We start from the raw sequence: 17,740 nt of genomic DNA, 5'->3' as shown, positions 1-17,740 counted from the left end.
ATTTATCAAATTTTTGTCCCAGCTGGATCTACATACCAAAAATGATTACTATTTCTTTTACATTCTAAAGCTGGTACTTTCTTGGTAATCTTTCTTTTTTAAAGTTTCCATTTTCATCATAATAATCAAGCCACTCATATGGTTTATTATAGTATTTCAATTTTCCACCACATTTTGGACACGGTTCGATATGTAATTTTTCAATATTCAATCTCTTTTTCTCACCACTAATTGCATAATTAAATTTAAGGGGATAACGAGTTTGATTCTTAGTAATTTTTCGCAAAGAAAAAATGATACCTGAAAAAATAAACAAACCTAAAAAATAAACAAATAAATTTGCTTTTCTTGAACATTAGGAATATTCCCATTAAAAGAATTTTTAGCCCATTTTACAAACGGTTCAAAAAAATTGTAAAGTGGTAATAAACTTCCTATTGAAGCGAAGAAACCAATCCAACTCAATACTGCCATTGTAATTGGACTTCTCCAAATTGGTTCAGGTTCATAAGTAGCAACTTTTTCTGGTGGATCTTGATTAATTTGAATGTTAACATCTCTACCAGCTTTGTTCTTCCAATTATTAAAACTATTACCCATCTTCTTTCTTCTCAACTCCCAAACTATCCAACACTTCTGGATAGAGTTTGTACTCTGCTTCGTGGATGCGAGTTTCGAAAGTGTCAAGGGTATCATCTTCAAGGCGTGGCACACGGACTTGTTTGATGACCTTACCTGTATCAACGCCAGAATCCACCCAGTGAATAGTTACACCAGACTGGTCAACACCTGCATTCCAAGCATCCTCAATGCCGTGAGCTCCTGGAAATTCTGGAAGATAGGCAGGATGGATATTGATGATACGACCTTCATAAGCTGCTAGCAAGGTTGGGCCAACGATTTTCATATAACCGGCCAAACAAACCAAATCAATCTGGTGATCATCCAAGAGTTTGACGATAGCCTCTTCATAAGCCGCTTTATTGTCAAATTCCTTGAGTTCAAAGGCATGGCTAACCACATTAAGATTTTTGGCACGTTCTAAGACATAGGCATCACGGTGATCTGAAAAGATAAATTCTACTGGAAATTGTTCCGCAATCACCTGAAAGTTTGAGCCGTTGCCAGAGGCAAAAACAGCAATCTTCATATTCGATACAAAGGGACGTTTCGGCTAGCCGAACAGTTTCGTAGAAAAATAGGAAATCATTGCTGGGTGCTTGCACACAAAATGATTTCTCTTTTTTCCTAGAAAATGAGTCCCGTGTTCAGTTAGGCTTACTAACCAAACACTCCTTTCTACAATTTCTCCGTACAAAATGGTGATAGCACCATTATTTAATCACCACACTTGCGCCATCTTTCTTCACAATACGACCGATTTCATAAACAGGTTCGTCAAGAAGTTCTTTGACGCGTTCAACATTTTCTGGTTTAACCGCAAGCATGAGACCAATACCCATGTTGAAGATTTCAAACATTTCTTCGTGTTTGATTTGGCCATACTTTTCAAGGGCTTTGAAAATTGGAAGAACTGGCACTTTGCTTTCGTCAATTTCAGCAGCCAAGTCATCTGAGAACATACGTGGTACATTTTCAATGAAACCACCACCTGTGATGTGAGCAATACCGTTAACCAATTCTTCTTTGATGAGTGGCAAAGCTGCTTTGACATAGATACGAGTTGGTTCAAGAAGAACGTCTTTAAGTTTTTTGCCTTCAAGTTCTGGAAGAACTTCTTCACCTGTGTAATCAGAAAAGACACGACGCACGAGTGAGTAACCATTTGAGTGGATACCACTTGAAGCAAGTCCAAGAAGCACGTCACCTTCAGCTACTTTTGAGCCGTCGATGATTTGAGATTTTTCTGCGATACCTACCGCGAAACCTGCCAAATCATAGTCGTCTTCACCATACATACCAGGCATTTCAGCAGTTTCACCACCAATAAGGGCTGCACCAGCTTGCACACAACCTTCAGCAACACCAGCAACGACCTGCTCCAATTTAGCTGGTTCATTTTTACCAGTTGCTACGTAGTCAAGGAAGTAAAGGGGCTCAGCACCTGCGGCGATGATATCGTTAACACACATAGCAACACAGTCTTGACCGATAGTATCGTGTTTGTCGTACTTAATAGCAAGCATGAGTTTAGTACCGACACCATCTGTACCTGAGATCAAAACAGGCTCTTTGACACCTGTTTTTGAAAGGTCAAACATACCACCGAAGCCACCGAGAGCTCCCATAACACCTGCACGCTCTGTACGGGCAACGTGTTTTTTGATACGTTCAACAACTTCATAACCTGCTTCAACATCCACACCCGATTGAGCGTAAGCATTTTTATTTGTCATTTTATTTATTCCTTTTTTTTTTCGAGAAAGAGTGCGACGTATTTTTAGATGAACCATCTTTTTATCTAAAAATACTAGTCAGGTCTCTAGCTTTGACCCCATAGGGCAAAGTGTCTACTGACAAATGCTTTAGCTTTTAGTTAGTAGTGAGACGTGGAGCGTAAGCATTTTTAGACATAATTTTTTCCTCTTTTTTCTTCTGCACTGCTCTTAATAGAAAGAAGTGTGTTCTTTCAAACTTTCCAAATAGCGTTCTTCGTAGTCATACAATGGTGTTGGATATTTACCATCGAAGTAAGCCACACAAAGGCCACCGTTTGGTGCATCTGTGTCAATTCCAATAGAATCAATCAATCCATCAATAGACAAGTAAGTCAAGCTATCCGCTCCAATGATTTCGCGTGTTTCCTCAACTGTATGATTGGCCGCAATCAATTCCTTACGTGTTTGAATATCGATACCGTAGAAACATGGGTAGGCAAGGGCTGGGCTCCCGATTGCTACGTGGACCTCTGTTGCTCCTGCTTCTTTTAGCAAATTAACGATACGACGTGATGTTGTCCCACGTACAATAGAGTCGTCAATCATAACCACACGTTTTCCTTTAACAACACCTGATACGGCAGAGAGCTTCATACGAACCCCTTGCTCACGCAATTCTTGTGTTGGTTGGATAAAGGTACGTTGGGTGTATTGGTTTTTAATCAAGCCCATTTCATTTGGCAAGCCTGATTCTTCCGCAAATCCCATGGCTGCGCTAAGTGATGAATTAGGCACACCAACGACAATATCTGCTTCATGTTTGAACTCACGTGCCAATTGAGCACCCATACGTTTACGAGCTGTATGGACATTGACCCCTTGGATATTTGAATCAGGACGGGCAAAGTAGATATACTCCATCGAACAAACAGCCAATTGCGTATCCGTTGTATAGGTATCGTAAGTGATGCCATTATCATCGATGATAACAACCTCACCTGGATTTACATCGCGAATCCACTCTGCTCCAACCACTTCAAAAGCGCAAGTTTCAGATGAAACCACGATAGCACCGTTGGCCATCTTACCAATAGAAAGTGGACGGAACCCATTTGGATCCAAGGCTGCAATGAGCTTATCCTCAACCATAAGAAGATAAGCAAATCCACCTTTAACAGTATTCAAAGCTTCTTTAACTTTACCCATAAATGATGGGTTGTGGCTACGACGAATCAAGTGAGCTAAGATTTCTGAATCAGAAGTTGAGCTAAAAATAGCCCCATTCTTTTCCAACTCTCGTCTAAGTGACTCTGCATTAGTCAAGTTTCCATTATGAGCAAGACCTAATTGTCCATCGTGAAACTTAAACATGAAAGGTTGAATATTATCTACAGAAGCCTCACCAGCAGTCGCATAGCGGACATGACCGATAGCAGCTGTACCAGTCAACTTGTCCAAATTGGCTGGATTACGAAAAACTTCTGAGAGAAGCCCCATATCACGATGACGCTTCAATTGGCCCGCATCATTAGAGAGAATTCCTGCTCCCTCTTGACCACGGTGTTGGAGACTGTGAAGTCCGAAATAAGTTAATTTGGCAGCATCTGGGTGACCCCAGATACCAAAAACACCACATTCTTCATTAAGAGATTTAACTTCGTATGTCATTTTTTATACCTTTTATTTTTGATATTTTCCTTAGCTAGCCTAAACAAAAGCAGACATTTCTAACATCTTTTTCTAAGTGTTGAACTCAAAAATGCATCATTTTCAAGCTCTCTAAGACTACTGCTGTAGTGAAAAATATCCCTAATGAGCTCACCACGCTCGATTATTTCCCAGTAAAATATTTCACAGCTGAGGCAAAGAGGTGTTGGTCTTTGCTTCCTGGAATATTTTGGAAGAGTCCATCTTCAAAACGTTCTGAATGACCCATCTTACCAATGATTTGACCGTTCTTGCTTGTGATACCTTCAATAGCATTAACAGATCCGTTAGGATTGTATTTAGAATCCATGCTTGGTTTACCTTCGAAGTCAACATATTGGGTAAAGATTTGACCATTGTCACGTAGCTCAGCAAACTCTTCAGCTGTTACGACAAATTTACCTTCACCGTGTGATACTGGAATGGCATGGATATCACCAACTTCCACTCCGGCAAGCCATGGTGAATTCGTGTTGGCAATACGTGTTTCAACCATCTTAGCCACGTGTTGGTTGGCATCATTGTAGAAGAGGGTTGGACTCGTACTGCTTGCATCTTCAAAGTTACCGTATGGAAGGAGACCTGATTTGACAAGCGCCTGGAATCCGTTACAAATACCGATGATCAAACCACCACCTTCGATGAAACTATCGATAGCTGCACGTACTTTTTCATTGAGCAAGATGTTTACGATGAATTTAGCTGATCCATCTGGTTCATCCGCTGCTGAAAAGCCACCTGCAAAGAAGATAATGTTAGCTTTTTCGATATTGTCAACCATGGTGTCAACAGACTTGACAATTGCTTCTTCGTTAAGTGTGACAAATGGTACTAAGTTGACTTTTGCACCTTCTTTTTCAAAGGCCTTAGCTGAATCGTACTCAGAGTTGGTACCTGGGAATACTGGGATGTAAACCACTGGTGTTTCAACTGTTTCTTTAGCTTTGATAACATCATCCGATGCTACAGCAGGCACTTCTTCAAGTTCAGTTGCTTGTGCAAATTCAGTTGGATAAACCTCTTCCAATTTACCTTGGAAGGCACTGTCAAGCTTGTGTCCATCAAGGATTACGCCATTGACAACCAGTGTAAAGTCAGCCACTGTTTGTCCAATCTTGGCAACACCTGCAATGTCTTCAGGAGATGTGAAGACGAATCCACCCAATTGAGCTGTCAAGGCAGTCTCAAGATTTTCAAGGGTTACAGTGGCACCAATATGGTTACCAAATGTTGCAAGGGCAAGAGCTTCAAGGACACCACCATATTTAACAGCTGATGCAGATGTGACTTTATGATCAGCTTGGATAGCTTCAAACTTAGCAAAGTTAGACTTGATAAGATCAAAGTCAATTTCTTGTGCCAAAGCTTGACCTGGAATGTAATAGATGTTTTCACCAGCAGCTTTAAACTCCGGAGAAAGAACCTTACGGCTATCTGCTGTTGTCACACCAAAGGCAACCAAGGTTGGTGGTACTGTCAATTCTTCAAAAGTACCAGACATAGAGTCTTTACCACCGATAGATGGCAAACCAAGTTGAATCTGAGCTTCGATTGATCCAAGAAGAGCTGATACTGGTTGACCAAAACGGGCTGCTTGTTTATCCATACGCTCGAAGTATTCTTGATAAGAGAAACGAGCCTTAGACCAGTTTGCACCAACAGCAACCAAACGGGCTGTTGCTTCGATGACCGCATAAGCAGCACCATGATATGGGGACCATTCTGCGATATATGGGTTGAACCCTTGCGCCATGACAGAAGCCGTATGAGTCACTCCATGTTGGACTGGCAATTTCTGTACTGAAGCTTCAGTTGGTGTGATTTGGTAACGACCACCAAGTGGGTGATTGACTGTTGAACGACCAACTGAGCTATCAAAGATGGTTTGTAAACCTTTTTGACTAGCATGGTTAAGGTCAGCCAAGACTTCAAGAGTATCTGCTTCAAGGGTTTCAGCAGAGGTTTGGCGTTCTTCTGGAAGCTTGACATTCTTGTCAACCACCTTAGCATCTACAACTACACGTACCCCATTAGTATCAAGGAATCGACGTTCCAAATCAACGATGGTTTCGCCATTCCAGTGCATGACAAGATTTGGTTTTTCAGTCACTGTTGCAACGACAACAGCATCAATATTTTCTTTGTTACATTCAGCAACGAAGGCATCTACATCTTCCGGACGAACCACCACGGCCATACGTTCTTGAGATTCAGAGATGGCAATTTCTGTACCGTTCAAACCTTGGTATTTCAATGGCACTTTGTCTAGATCAATTTCAAGACCATCTGCCAATTCACCGATAGCCACACAGACACCACCAGCACCAAAGTCATTTGATTTCTTGATGAGACGTGTCACTTCACCATTACGGAAAAGACGTTGAATCTTACGTTCTTCGATGGCATTCCCTTTTTGAACCTCAGCACCAGCTGTTTCAACAGATTCAACCGTTTGAACTTTAGAAGAACCTGTCGCACCACCAACACCGTCACGTCCAGTCTTACCACCGAGCAAGATAATCACATCACCTGCTTCTGGTTTTTCACGGACAACATTTTCCTTAGGAGCCGCACCAACAACGGCACCTAACTCCATACGCTTAGCAACAAAACCTGGGTGGAAGTATTCACGAACATAAGTTGTTGCAAGACCAATTTGGTTACCGTATGAAGAATAACCATGAGCCGCCGTTTTAGAAATCACTTGTTGTGGCAATTTACCAGCACGAGTTTCAGCAATTGGTGTTGTGATATCACCAGCACCTGAGATACGCATAGCTTGGTAAACGTATGAACGACCTGACAATGGGTCACGAATGGCACCACCGATACAAGTAGCCGCACCACCAAATGGTTCAATTTCAGTTGGGTGGTTGTGAGTTTCGTTCTTGAACATAAGAAGCCATGGTTCTTTCACACCATTGACATCCACTTCAATTTCAACTGAGCAGGCATTGATTTCATCAGACACTTCCATGTCATCCAAACGACCATTGGCACGCTCATAACGACCAAAAATAGTCGCCATATCCATCAAAGTTTGAGGTTTTTCTGTACGTCCCAACTCATCACGCATGGCGATATATTTATCATAAGTCGCTTGCAATTGTTTTTGGAATTTAGAAGCTGAGAAGTCGATGTTTTTCAACTCAGTCTCGAAAGTTGTATGACGGCAGTGGTCAGACCAGTAAGTATCCAAAACCTTCAACTCAGTCTCAGTTGGCACACGTTCAATAGACTTGAAGTAATCTTGAATGAAGAGAAGGTCATCCACTTCCATTGCCAATCCTTGCTCTGCCTTATACTTAGCAAAATCTTCAGCCGTATAAGTTTCAAAGAAATCCAAGTTTGGAATAGTCTTGTCGGACTCAGAGAAATCCTGTTTCGCAATGCCAACAGTGATATCTTTGAAACGAGAGTCCACTGGGTTCAAGAGGTAGTTTTTGACAGCTTCCAATTCATTAGCAGCAATATCCTTGTTAACCAAGTACAATTGAGCAGTATTCACCGTTACATCATTTGAGCTACCCAGCAATAGCAAAGCTTCTTGTGAAGAGGCCGCACGTTGGTCAAATTGACCAGGCAAACTTTCAATGGCAAAGAAAGCATACTTCTCAAGATCAGCCTTCACTGCAGCTTCATCCAAAACAGTATCTGTCACTTGTTCAGAGAAGATATGTTTTTCTGCACGTGCAAACAAATCCTCTGCCAAATTAAAGACATCGTAAACTTGTGCAATACGAAGGTCCTTCAAGGTTTTCAACTGAAGATTATGCTGTAATTCCTTTACTAAAGAGTGAGATTTCACACGAAAATCAGCTTTTTTCTCAACGAAAATACGTTTATCCATTTTATTTCCTTTATTTATTTCTACTTAAAAACTGCATTGGAGAGGAATTCAAAAAATTACTTCAACCCTTGTAATTTTTCCAATACAACTTCATAAACATCTGTCAAGCTACCGAGATCACGACGGAAAACATCCTTATCCATGTGGTGACCTTTAGCATCCCAAAGACGGCAGTTATCTGGTGAAAATTCATCTGCCAAGATAATCTTGCCGTCCTTATCAAAGCCAAACTCCAATTTGAAGTCGATCAAACGAAGACCAATTTGTGCAAACCAATCTTTCAACAATTCATTGATACGACGTGTTTCTTCCTTGATATAAGCAATTTGTTCATCATTTGCAACACCCAAGAATTTCACGTGTTCGTCGTTGATAAACGGATCATCCAAATCATCGTTTTTATAATAAAACTCAACAATAGGTGTATCCAAGTTTATTCCTTCTTCAACACCAAAACGCTTTGAAAATGAACCTGCAGTCACGTTACGAAGAACAACCTCCAAAGGAATGATTTTCACCTTTTTATTGAGTTGTTCTGTGTCAGAAATACGTTCGATAAAGTGTGTTGCCACACCGGCAGCATTTAATTTTTCAAAAATAAGAGACGAAATCTGATTATTCAGCACACCTTTACCCTTAATAGTCTCCTTACGAGCACCATTAAGCATGGTTGCTTGGTCCTTATAGACCGACTTAATCACATTTTCGTCTTCTGTACTATAAATATCTTTAGCTTTCCCAGTATAAATCAGTTGGTTTGACATGGAATTGTTCGCCTTTCAAGTTTTTTCTTCTTCATTATACCATACAAAAAACCAAAAACCAACATATAACAAACTTTGTTACTTAGGTAAAATTAAATCGTTCGTGTTTAGTGGGTTATTTAGATTTTTTTAATAAATAATGTATAGAAAAAAAGGAGCCTGACAGAACTAAATCAAGGTAACATTTAGTTTCTTGTCCCACTCCTATAAGATATGAACTATAAATGCTGGCATAACTGCAGTACTAGATTCACTTGAAATCTAGAAACTAAAGTTTAACTAGCTTATCTGTTATTCAATTGCTCAGACAAATAATCCAACAAATCGGCTACCTTATCCATATGATCAATAGTATCATCAGAAATTTCAAGAGCAAACTCATCTTCCAAATTAATAATGAATTCCATAAGTTCTATTGAATCCACACCCAAGTCATCTAATTTAGTATCTTCGGTTAAAACAATGTCTTTATTCCCCATCTGATCCTGAATAACAAGTTGCATTTTATGAAGAATTTCTACTCTACTCATCATTCAGCCTCCTCTTTCGGACTAAAGGCTTCAACTAGTTGGTCAACTACCTTAGTATCAAGCATCGTACGAACTTGCTTAATGGTGTAATAAACTGCCTTAGCATCACTAGATCCATGACATTTTACTACGGGAGCTTTAAGACCAAAGAGAACCGCACCTCCGGCACTTGAGTAATCCATAGTCTTTTTCATACCTTGTAGACTATCCTTTAAGAGAAGAGCACCTAACTTAGCTTTAAGCCCACCATTCATGATGGCCGACTTAAGAGTCTTCATGGCACCAAGTCCCGTTCCTTCGATTGCTTTAAGAACCGCATTTCCTGTGAAGCCATCAGACACAATAACGTCAGCAGCACCAGACATGATTTCACGCGCCTCAACATTTCCGACGAAGTTAATACTGGGCTCCTGAGACAAGAGTTCGAAAGCTTCCTTACGAAGACTATCACCCTTAGTTTCCTCAGTCCCATTATTAAGTAGACCTACACGAGGGTTGGCAATTCCACGAACATTTTTTGCATAGAAGGATCCTAAAATCGCATATTGATGCAAGTGACTAGCTGTATTTTCTGCATTAGCACCTAAATCAAGCATATCAAAGGGTTGACCTGTAAAACTTGGCATTGTTGACATCAGACCTGGACGCTCAACTCCCTTAATACGTCCAACCACAAAGAGACCTGCTGCCAGGAGAGCACCTGTATTCCCTGCAGAAATCACTGCATCTGCTTTTTTCTCCTTAACAGCTTGTGCACCCAAAACCATAGATGCTTTCTTTTTCTTGCGAATGGCTTTAGCTGGCTCGTCATCTGAATTTATCTTTTCATCGGTATGTACAATGCTCACACGTTCAGACGCTGTCAAATAGGTCTTAATTTTAGTTTCATCACCATAAAGCTGGATTTCAATATCTTTGAAATCTGACAAAGCCTGATTGACTCCTTCTACAATTGCTTGTGGCGCATTATCGCCACCCATAGCATCAACTGCAATTACATGCATAGCATTCTCCCTCTCATCCTCTGCTCTAAAAAAATAGACTCGAATTTTCATCAATCAAACAATCTATAATTAAAATAGACATATCCAATTTTCTATTTCCAGCAGAGTCTTTCAGCTTATTATCTTCTTATTATAGCACGAACTGACCTGCATTTTAACCCCTGAGCCTGAAAACCTTTGATTCACTGTTTCACGTGAAACAAAAAAAGACAATGCCTAATCAGCACTATCTTCCTTATCCATGATATAAGCCCATGAATTTAGATTATCAATAAACTTCTTACTTTTAAGATGTATCCCAATATAATTATCATAGAGCTCATCAATAAATTGTCGCAACTTTCGTTTCATGTCATCCTTCACAGATATGCTTCTCAATTCTTTAAACGAAAGTCCCTGAAAGCGATCTAAAAGATAAGGCACATTAGGGTCCAAGTGACTACGCCTTTCATCCTCTGCATAGTGATTTGGACAAAGTAAACCTGAGTACTTATACGAGAAATCAAAAGGAAGCCCTACACGATGACAAAAGACACACTCGTGAAAATTCAATTTTACACCAAAACGGTCCAAAACCTGAACCTCAAAAATATTAGTCAGAATTTCGTAATCTAGACCTTCTTCCATTAATTCAAGCGTCTTCTCCAAAAATGCAAATAATTGCTCATCCACCATACCATCAGCAATAGCGGCATCCGTCAATCCAGCCAAATAAGTCGCATAAGACAACTTGAAAATATCGCTTGTAATTTCCTTGAAGGACTCTGCCTGGCTATAATCTTCTATGAAAGATAGACCTTCATCATTTACAGTCATCATGAATTCAGCGATGGTCAAAGGTTGAATGACAGCACTTAATTTACCTGCCCCACCACCTCTAACAAAAAACATCCGTTTTCCAGCTTGCTTAGTAAAAATCTTAACTAGTTTATCATTCTCACGATAATTACGATTGAAGAGGACAAGCCCTCTACTCTCAAGCTTCTGCATGTTCTTCCATAAACTCTTTCAAACGAGTCATAGCTGTTTCAATAGTATCCATGCTAGCTGCATATGACAAGCGAACATAGCCTTCACCATACTTCCCAAAGGCAACACCAGGGATAATCGCAATAGCCTTTTCACGTGCAAAGTCTTGGCAGAACTTAAAGGAATCTTGAGTATAGCCTTCTGGAATCTTAGCAAAGATGTAGAAAGCACCATCAGGTTTAATAATCTTGAAACCAAGTTCAGACATTTTTTCAAGAATATAATCACGACGTTTCAAATACTCAACTTTCATTGGTTGTGCATCATCCTTACCAGCAGATAAGGCTTCAATAGCTGCAAATTGTGCCATAGTAGCTGCAGCCGTCACCAAATACTGGTGACTCTTAATCAACTGAGCCGTCAAAATTGCTGGTGCAAAAATCAAACCAATACGCCAGCCTGTCATCGCATGAGACTTAGACAAGCCGTTGATCAAAATCGTTTGTTCCGGTAAATATTCCGCAATAGAGACATGATGATCCACATAAGTTAGCTCAGAGTAGACTTCATCACTAACAACAAAAATATCGTATTTTTTCAAGACTTCAGCCAAATCTGAAATCTGTTGACGCGAATAGGTCACACCAGTTGGGTTGGTTGGATAGTTAAGCAAAACTGCTTTAAGATTATCTCCCTGCTCCAAAATTGCCTTTTCTAACATCTCTGGAGTCAAAACAAAATCATTAGCAGTTGTATCAATTTCAACAATTTCAGCACCAACTAGATTAGCAATAGGTTCGTATCCAGGATATGCTGGTGCAGGAAGAAGAACTGTATCACCAGGTTCTAAGATAGCTGTCAAAGTCGCAGAAAGGGCTTCTGTTGCCCCAATAGTCACCAAAATCTCATTATCTGGGTTATAAGTAAGATTATATTTTTCCTTAACAAAATCCGCAGCTGCTTGACGTAAGACAGGAAGACCTGCCATACCTGTATAGTGCGACTGGTTAGCATCAATAGCAGCTTTAGCAGCTTCTTTTACATGATCTGGAGTTGTAAAATCAGGTTCACCAAGTGTCAACTTTTTGATCCCTGGTACATCTGAAATTGATTGGTCAAACTGACGAATCATTGAAACTTCAATCTTATCTAAATTTTTATTAAAACGTTGTGTTAAATCCATCACGGTCACCTCTTTGCAATTATGCCTTACATTATATCAAAAACTCAAACGCATTTAAACACCAAAAAAGCTAGCCTAGGCTAGCTTTAGTCTATTTATGGCCCATTTCAAACAATGGTGACAACGGACGTTTTTCATGAATACGAATGATTGCCTCAGAAATTAAATCAGCAATAGAAATTTGCTCAATCTTATCAATCAATCGTTCTTCTGGAAGATAAATCGTGTCAAGCACGACAAGTTTTTCAATAGCAGATTTTTGAATATTATCAAGTGCTGGACCTGACAATACAGGGTGTGTACATGATGCAAAGACATGAGTTGCACCAGCCTCAGCAAGCGCATCTGCCGCATGACAGATAGTACCTGCAGTATCAATCATATCATCAATCAAGATACATGTTTTACCTTCAACATTACCAATGATATTCATAACTTCAGAAGTGTTCATTTTATCAACACTACGACGTTTGTCAATGATAGCGATTGGCGTTTTCAAACATTGTGCCAATTTACGCGCACGAGTCACACCACCATGATCCGGAGAAACAACAACTACATCATCTCCAGTAAGACCAGCACGATCAAAGTAATCAGCAATAAGAGGAGCACCCATCAAATGGTCTACAGGAATATCAAAGAATCCTTGAATTTGGGCAGCATGAAGGTCCACAGTCAAAAGACGATCAACACCAGCCACCTCAAGCATATTAGCAACCAATTTAGATGTGATTGGTTCACGTGAACGAGCCTTACGGTCTTGACGTGCATAACCATAGTAAGGCATGACAACACTAACTGTCTCAGCACTCGCACGTTTTAGCGCATCAACCATGATCAAGATTTCCATCAAATTATCATTTACAGGAGAGCTTGTAGATTGAAGAATAAAGACGTGATGACCACGGATAGACTCTTCAATATTAACTTGAATCTCGCCATCTGAAAACTCACGAACACTTGATTTTCCAAGTTCAATACCCATTTTATCAGCAACTTTTGCTGCCAATTCCTGGTTAGACGACAAAGCGAACAACTTTAAATTCGTATAAGACATGATTTCCTCCAAAATATTTACTACTCCATTCTACCTTTTTTTAAACTGATTTTCAACGTCAAATAAATGGTGTCATAGGAACTTAACAAGTATCATAAGATACAATTATTAATAACAGTAATTTGCTATCTAAATGTCTATATCATAACACCCATTTTGAAAAACAAAAAACGATTCGAAAACATTCGAATCGTATCTTTAATATCATTATGGATAAATATAGTATACAGAACCACCGTGAGCTGATGATGTAGGATCAAATGTACCACGGTAATTACCAATTGACATGTTACCAGCGTAGTTTGATTCCATAACTTGAATTGAGTTTGCACCTGATGCTGATGTAACGTAAGCTACGTGACCGTAACCACCACCATCATTTGGCCAAACTGCAATTGCACCGGCTACAGGAGTTGTACCTACTGAGTGACCAGCTGCTTGCGCACTAGCAATCCAGTTTTTAGCATTACCCCAGTTATTACCAGCCCATGAAGCCAATGATTTTGCACCCCAAGTACATTGTCCAACTGGATATGTATTAGGTGTCGCAGCGGCTTCAACTTTAGCTGTTTCAGCTGGTGCTGCAGGAGCCGGAGCTTCTGATGCAGCTGGTGCTTCACTAGCTGGTGCCTCTGAAGTAGAGGCAGGAGCAGCTTCTGAAGTTGCAGGAGCAGTCGACTCTGGTTGTTCTTGACTAGCTGGCGCTGCAGGTTCTTGTGCTGCTTCTGATGTTTCTGTCGCTTGACTTGCTGGTGCTTCTGAAGTAGAAGCTGCAGGTGCTTGTGCTTCTGATGTTTCTGATGAAGCTGGTGCTTGTGCAGCCTCTGAAGCTGTCGATGTTTCAGAAGCTGGTGCCTCTGAAGGCTGAGCTACAGCTTGTGAAGTTGCTGCCGCTTCTGATTGTGCTACTGATGCTGCCGCTTCTGAAGAAGCCACAGCTTGTGCAGCTGCCTCTGATTCAGCAACTGCTTGAGATTGTGCTACCGATGCAGCAGTAGATGCAGCTGCAGATTCAGCAGTTGATTTAGCAGAAACAAGTGATGTTTTCTCATTTTGAGCTGTTGTCAATTCAGCAGCCAAAGCAACTTGTGCTGCTTCAAGTTCTGCTTGTTGAGTTGTCAAACCAGCTTCTGTTGTTTCAAGTTCTGACTTATTAGCTGCGATAGTATTAATTGCAGCTTGATTTTCTTCTTGCTTAGCAGCAAGCTCTTTTTGATCAGACTCTTGTTTTGTCAACATATCATTATTCGCTGTTACCACTTTTGAAATAGCTGTAATGCGAGTAATCGCTTCAGAGATTGACTTAGAATTCAAAATAGAGTTAATGTAGCTAGTCGCAGTATTATTTTGTTGAGCACTACGAGCTTGTTTAGCCAAAGAATCTTGGCGAGCCACAATTTTACTTGATAATTCTTGAATCTCAGATTCTAATCCTGCTGATACTTTTTCAAGTTCCGCATTTTTAGCTTCTAATTCTGATTTCTGAGTTCTAAGAGTTGATACTTGTGATTGAATTGTAGTAACTTGAGCTTGTGCAGTCTCTTGTTGAGAAGCAAGGTTACTAATTGTGTTATCTGCAGCAGCGATTTGCGAATCATAATCCTCTGCATGTACAGTTGCAGCTGCTGAAAGGGTTACACCACTTACCAGCACTGCTGAAAGAATACGTTTTTTCATAATATAAAATACTACTCCTTTTCGATAAGACCTTATAATTGTATCAAAAAATGACGCAAACTTTGTTACGTCAATATTACAGTTCTATTTAAATCTATCAACTGACAGATACAAAAATAATTTTTCAATAATAGGTTTAGTTAAAATAAACATTAAAAGATTAAAAAACAAACTAGGGCTTAATTGATAAATAATAAAATCAGTTATGGACTCGTTTGAGTAACCATATAATAATACAAACCCAAAATTGATGATGTCAAAAATAAATAAGGATAAGAAGACTAATAGTAAATCAACGTAAGCGTTTCGTTTAACAAATCGAGATAACTGTGTCAATAGAAAACATAAAATGGGAAGAGTAAGGATAACTATACCAATTGTTTTAAAATAGTAAGTGTCATAAATAAAGCCAAGAAAAATGAGATAAAGGTATGACAATCTACTAGTAGATAAGTTTAAAGTCATTAAAAAGACATATATAATAAAAAGGTGAGATGATAGAAAAAATTCTGGAGACAAATAATGATTAAGTATCATCGAAATATGACCATCCCATAGAAAAGGAATGAAACTAAGTAAAAAAGGAACAAAAGAATACTTAGAGAAATTCATATTATTTACCATCTCCAACTAAAGTAACATAAGAAATTTTATCAAAATCTGCATAAGGTTTTACAAAAATAGTTCGATTTCCTTCATAATCACTTACAGATTCAACGGTTCCAATTGGAACACCCTTTACAGAGACATCATCCAAACCGCTAGTAACCACTTCTGTACCCTTCTTAATATTTTCTGAAGAGTTAAGTTGTGTCATTTTTAAAAGCTTCTTTTTATTATCATAATTTGAAATGATGCCAAAAATCTGATTTCCATCCTCAGAAATAACACTAGAAGCTAAATAAGTATCACTAAGACTACCTGAGAGTAAAGAAATGGTAGTACTATCATCATAAACTTTTGTCACAAAACCTATGACACCACCATTAGATGTTGCTAACATAGACTTGCTAACATTCTTAGATTTACCAACATTAATCGTTAACTCTTTTAACCAATTAACTGAAGGTCGCATAGAAACTTCGGCTGTTATAACATTATCTCGACTAAGCTTATCTGAAAGATTCAAAGAAGCCCTTAGAGAATCATTTTCTTCTTGTAAATTGGAAATGATTGCAGATTGATTCTGAAGTGAGGATAAGGACTTTTTTAAATCCCTGTTCTCAGAATAAGTTGATAACAAATCAGAGATGACATTATGCGATTTAGTTAAAGCGACAAAAGGAATTGAGACCACAGAATCCACCTTAGAAATAACTCCCGAAACATTAGAAGATAAATCCTTCGTCAACTTTTTATTTGTAAAAAGAAAAGAAAAAAACATAACAAAAAAAGAAAAGTAATAAATCCATAGAGAAGAAATTTGTAAAAACTATTTTTCATTTTGTCACCTCTGTAAACAGTAAAAGAAAACGAATTATCTTACTAGATAATTCGTCATAATACGGAGAATGGGGGATTCGAACCCCCGCGCCAGTTACCCGACCTAACGATTTAGCAAACCGTCCTCTTCAGCCTCTTGAGTAATTCTCCAATATGGGCACGAGTGGAATCGAACCACCGACCTCACGCTTATCAGGCGTGCGCTCTAACCATCTGAGCTACGCGCCCAAGCTAAATGCTTGGCTATTTATTCCAAATAAAGCGGGTGACGAGAATCGAACTCGCGACAACAGCTTGGAAGGCTGTAGTTTTACCACTAAACTACACCCGCTAAACAAAATGGCGCGAGACGGAATCGAACCGCCGACACATGGAGCTTCAATCCATTGCTCTACCAACTGAGCTACCGAGCCAAATTGCGGGAGCAGGATTTGAACCTACGACCTTCGGGTTATGAGCCCGACGAGCTACCTAGCTGCTCCATCCCGCGATAAAATTAAGGAGGATGTGGGATTCGAACCCACGCACGCTTTTACACGCCTGACGGTTTTCAAGACCGTTCCCTTCAGCCGGACTTGGGTAATCCTCCAAATAATATAAACAATATATGGACCTTGTAGGACTCGAACCTACGACCGCTCGGTTATGAGCCGAGTGCTCTAACCAGTTGAGCTAAAGGTCCAAGTAATCCATATATGATATAGCGGCGAAGGGGATCGAACCCCCGACCTCCCGGGTATGAACCGGACGCTCTAGCCAGCTGAGCTACACCGCCATAAATCGGGAAGACAGGATTCGAACCTGCGACCCCTTGGTCCCAAACCAAGTGCTCTACCAAGCTGAGCTACTTCCCGATAACATGCACCCTAGAGGAGTCGAACCTCTAACCGCCTGATTCGTAGTCAGGTACTCTATCCAGTTGAGCTAAGGGTGCTCTTTATTAAATTATGCCGAGGACCGGAATCGAACCGGTACGAAAGTTTCCTTTCGCAGGATTTTAAGTCCTGTGCGTCTGCCAGTTCCGCCACCCCGGCTCCTCAAGCGAACGACGGGATTCGAACCCGCGACCCCCACCTTGGCAAGGTGATGTTCTACCACTGAACTACGTTCGCAAAGAATGCCGGCTACATGACTTGAACACGCGACCCTCTGATTACAAATCAGATGCTCTACCAACTGAGCTAAGCCGGCTATCTCTTTTATGCGGGTGAAGGGAC

The 17,740-nt window shown here is 40.0% G+C and carries 12 protein-coding genes, 13 tRNA genes and 2 pseudogenes; all 27 read right to left on the bottom strand.

From position 1 onward, the window contains the following. Positions 1-5 precede the first annotated feature (5 nt). Positions 6-600, bottom strand: a pseudogene (locus tag HSISS3_RS12550) (hypothetical protein). Continuing rightward, positions 593-1,150, bottom strand: coding sequence for a phosphoribosylglycinamide formyltransferase (gene purN / locus HSISS3_RS00130; RefSeq protein ID WP_021151312.1), 558 nt, complete (start codon positions 1,148-1,150; stop codon positions 593-595). Before purN ends, HSISS3_RS12550 begins: the two are co-directional and overlap by 8 nt. Positions 1,151-1,334: 184 nt before the next feature. Next, entirely contained in the window at positions 1,335-2,357 is a 1,023-nt protein-coding gene (purM, locus tag HSISS3_RS00125; protein WP_021144784.1) for a phosphoribosylformylglycinamidine cyclo-ligase, read from the bottom strand. Between the two features lie 210 nt (positions 2,358-2,567). Beyond that, complete coding sequence (purF, locus tag HSISS3_RS00120; protein ID WP_021144783.1) at positions 2,568-4,007, bottom strand: amidophosphoribosyltransferase; 1,440 nt, start codon at positions 4,005-4,007, stop codon at positions 2,568-2,570. 163 nt (positions 4,008-4,170) lie between these two features. Then, on the bottom strand, positions 4,171-7,896 hold the full coding sequence (locus HSISS3_RS00115) for a phosphoribosylformylglycinamidine synthase (protein ID WP_021151311.1): 3,726 nt from the start codon (positions 7,894-7,896) through the stop codon (positions 4,171-4,173). A gap of 56 nt (positions 7,897-7,952) precedes the next feature. After that, the gene (purC, locus tag HSISS3_RS00110) at positions 7,953-8,660 is read right to left on the bottom strand and encodes a phosphoribosylaminoimidazolesuccinocarboxamide synthase (RefSeq protein WP_002888608.1); all 708 of its coding nucleotides are present in this window, start codon (positions 8,658-8,660) and stop codon (positions 7,953-7,955) included. 284 nt (positions 8,661-8,944) lie between these two features. Beyond that, a complete protein-coding gene (locus HSISS3_RS00105; RefSeq protein WP_002888609.1) occupies positions 8,945-9,190 on the bottom strand; it encodes a phosphopantetheine-binding protein in 246 nt (81 codons plus the stop codon). Next, a complete protein-coding gene (plsX, locus tag HSISS3_RS00100; protein ID WP_021151310.1) occupies positions 9,190-10,194 on the bottom strand; it encodes a phosphate acyltransferase PlsX in 1,005 nt (334 codons plus the stop codon). The genes HSISS3_RS00105 and plsX overlap by 1 nt, the downstream gene beginning before the upstream one ends. A gap of 216 nt (positions 10,195-10,410) precedes the next feature. Further along, entirely contained in the window at positions 10,411-11,184 is a 774-nt protein-coding gene (recO, locus tag HSISS3_RS00095; RefSeq protein ID WP_021151309.1) for a DNA repair protein RecO, read from the bottom strand. Further along, positions 11,171-12,346 (bottom strand): pyridoxal phosphate-dependent aminotransferase, encoded by a 1,176-nt coding sequence (locus HSISS3_RS00090; RefSeq protein ID WP_021151308.1) that lies wholly within the window; start codon positions 12,344-12,346, stop codon positions 11,171-11,173. The genes recO and HSISS3_RS00090 overlap by 14 nt, the downstream gene beginning before the upstream one ends. Before the next feature lie 91 nt (positions 12,347-12,437). Continuing rightward, positions 12,438-13,403: a ribose-phosphate diphosphokinase gene (locus HSISS3_RS00085; RefSeq protein ID WP_008536329.1), complete on the bottom strand. Its 966-nt coding sequence runs from the start codon at positions 13,401-13,403 to the stop codon at positions 12,438-12,440. 207 nt (positions 13,404-13,610) lie between these two features. Further along, on the bottom strand, positions 13,611-15,080 hold the full coding sequence (locus HSISS3_RS00080; RefSeq protein ID WP_021151307.1) for a PcsB-like coiled-coil domain-containing protein: 1,470 nt from the start codon (positions 15,078-15,080) through the stop codon (positions 13,611-13,613). 84 nt (positions 15,081-15,164) lie between these two features. Continuing rightward, a complete protein-coding gene (mreD, locus tag HSISS3_RS00075) occupies positions 15,165-15,692 on the bottom strand; it encodes a rod shape-determining protein MreD (RefSeq protein WP_008536332.1) in 528 nt (175 codons plus the stop codon). A 1-nt stretch (position 15,693) separates the two neighbouring features. Beyond that, positions 15,694-16,523 (bottom strand): annotated as a pseudogene (mreC, locus tag HSISS3_RS00070) (rod shape-determining protein MreC). A 62-nt stretch (positions 16,524-16,585) separates the two neighbouring features. After that, positions 16,586-16,673 (bottom strand) — tRNA-Ser (locus tag HSISS3_RS00065). Between the two features lie 4 nt (positions 16,674-16,677). Further along, positions 16,678-16,751: transfer RNA gene (locus HSISS3_RS00060), tRNA-Ile, on the bottom strand. A 32-nt stretch (positions 16,752-16,783) separates the two neighbouring features. Next, positions 16,784-16,854 (bottom strand) — tRNA-Gly (locus tag HSISS3_RS00055). A 9-nt stretch (positions 16,855-16,863) separates the two neighbouring features. Further along, positions 16,864-16,936, bottom strand: a tRNA-Phe gene (locus HSISS3_RS00050). Between the two features lie 3 nt (positions 16,937-16,939). Beyond that, positions 16,940-17,013: transfer RNA gene (locus HSISS3_RS00045), tRNA-Met, on the bottom strand. Positions 17,014-17,022: 9 nt separating this feature from the next. Then, positions 17,023-17,112: transfer RNA gene (locus HSISS3_RS00040), tRNA-Ser, on the bottom strand. Positions 17,113-17,131: 19 nt separating this feature from the next. Beyond that, positions 17,132-17,205: transfer RNA gene (locus tag HSISS3_RS00035), tRNA-Ile, on the bottom strand. A 19-nt stretch (positions 17,206-17,224) separates the two neighbouring features. After that, positions 17,225-17,298, bottom strand: a tRNA-Met gene (locus tag HSISS3_RS00030). A gap of 5 nt (positions 17,299-17,303) precedes the next feature. Continuing rightward, a tRNA-Pro gene (locus HSISS3_RS00025) sits at positions 17,304-17,377 on the bottom strand. 6 nt (positions 17,378-17,383) lie between these two features. Beyond that, positions 17,384-17,457 (bottom strand) — tRNA-Arg (locus tag HSISS3_RS00020). A 14-nt stretch (positions 17,458-17,471) separates the two neighbouring features. Next, positions 17,472-17,557: transfer RNA gene (locus HSISS3_RS00015), tRNA-Leu, on the bottom strand. Between the two features lie 6 nt (positions 17,558-17,563). Beyond that, positions 17,564-17,635: transfer RNA gene (locus HSISS3_RS00010), tRNA-Gly, on the bottom strand. Positions 17,636-17,641: 6 nt separating this feature from the next. Beyond that, positions 17,642-17,714 (bottom strand) — tRNA-Thr (locus HSISS3_RS00005). Positions 17,715-17,740: the final 26 nt, after the last annotated feature.

This window comes from Streptococcus sp. HSISS3 (assembly GCF_000448605.1).
GTDB classification, from domain to species: domain Bacteria; phylum Bacillota; class Bacilli; order Lactobacillales; family Streptococcaceae; genus Streptococcus; species Streptococcus raffinosi.
This window is presented reverse-complemented; position numbering and strand designations above follow the sequence as displayed.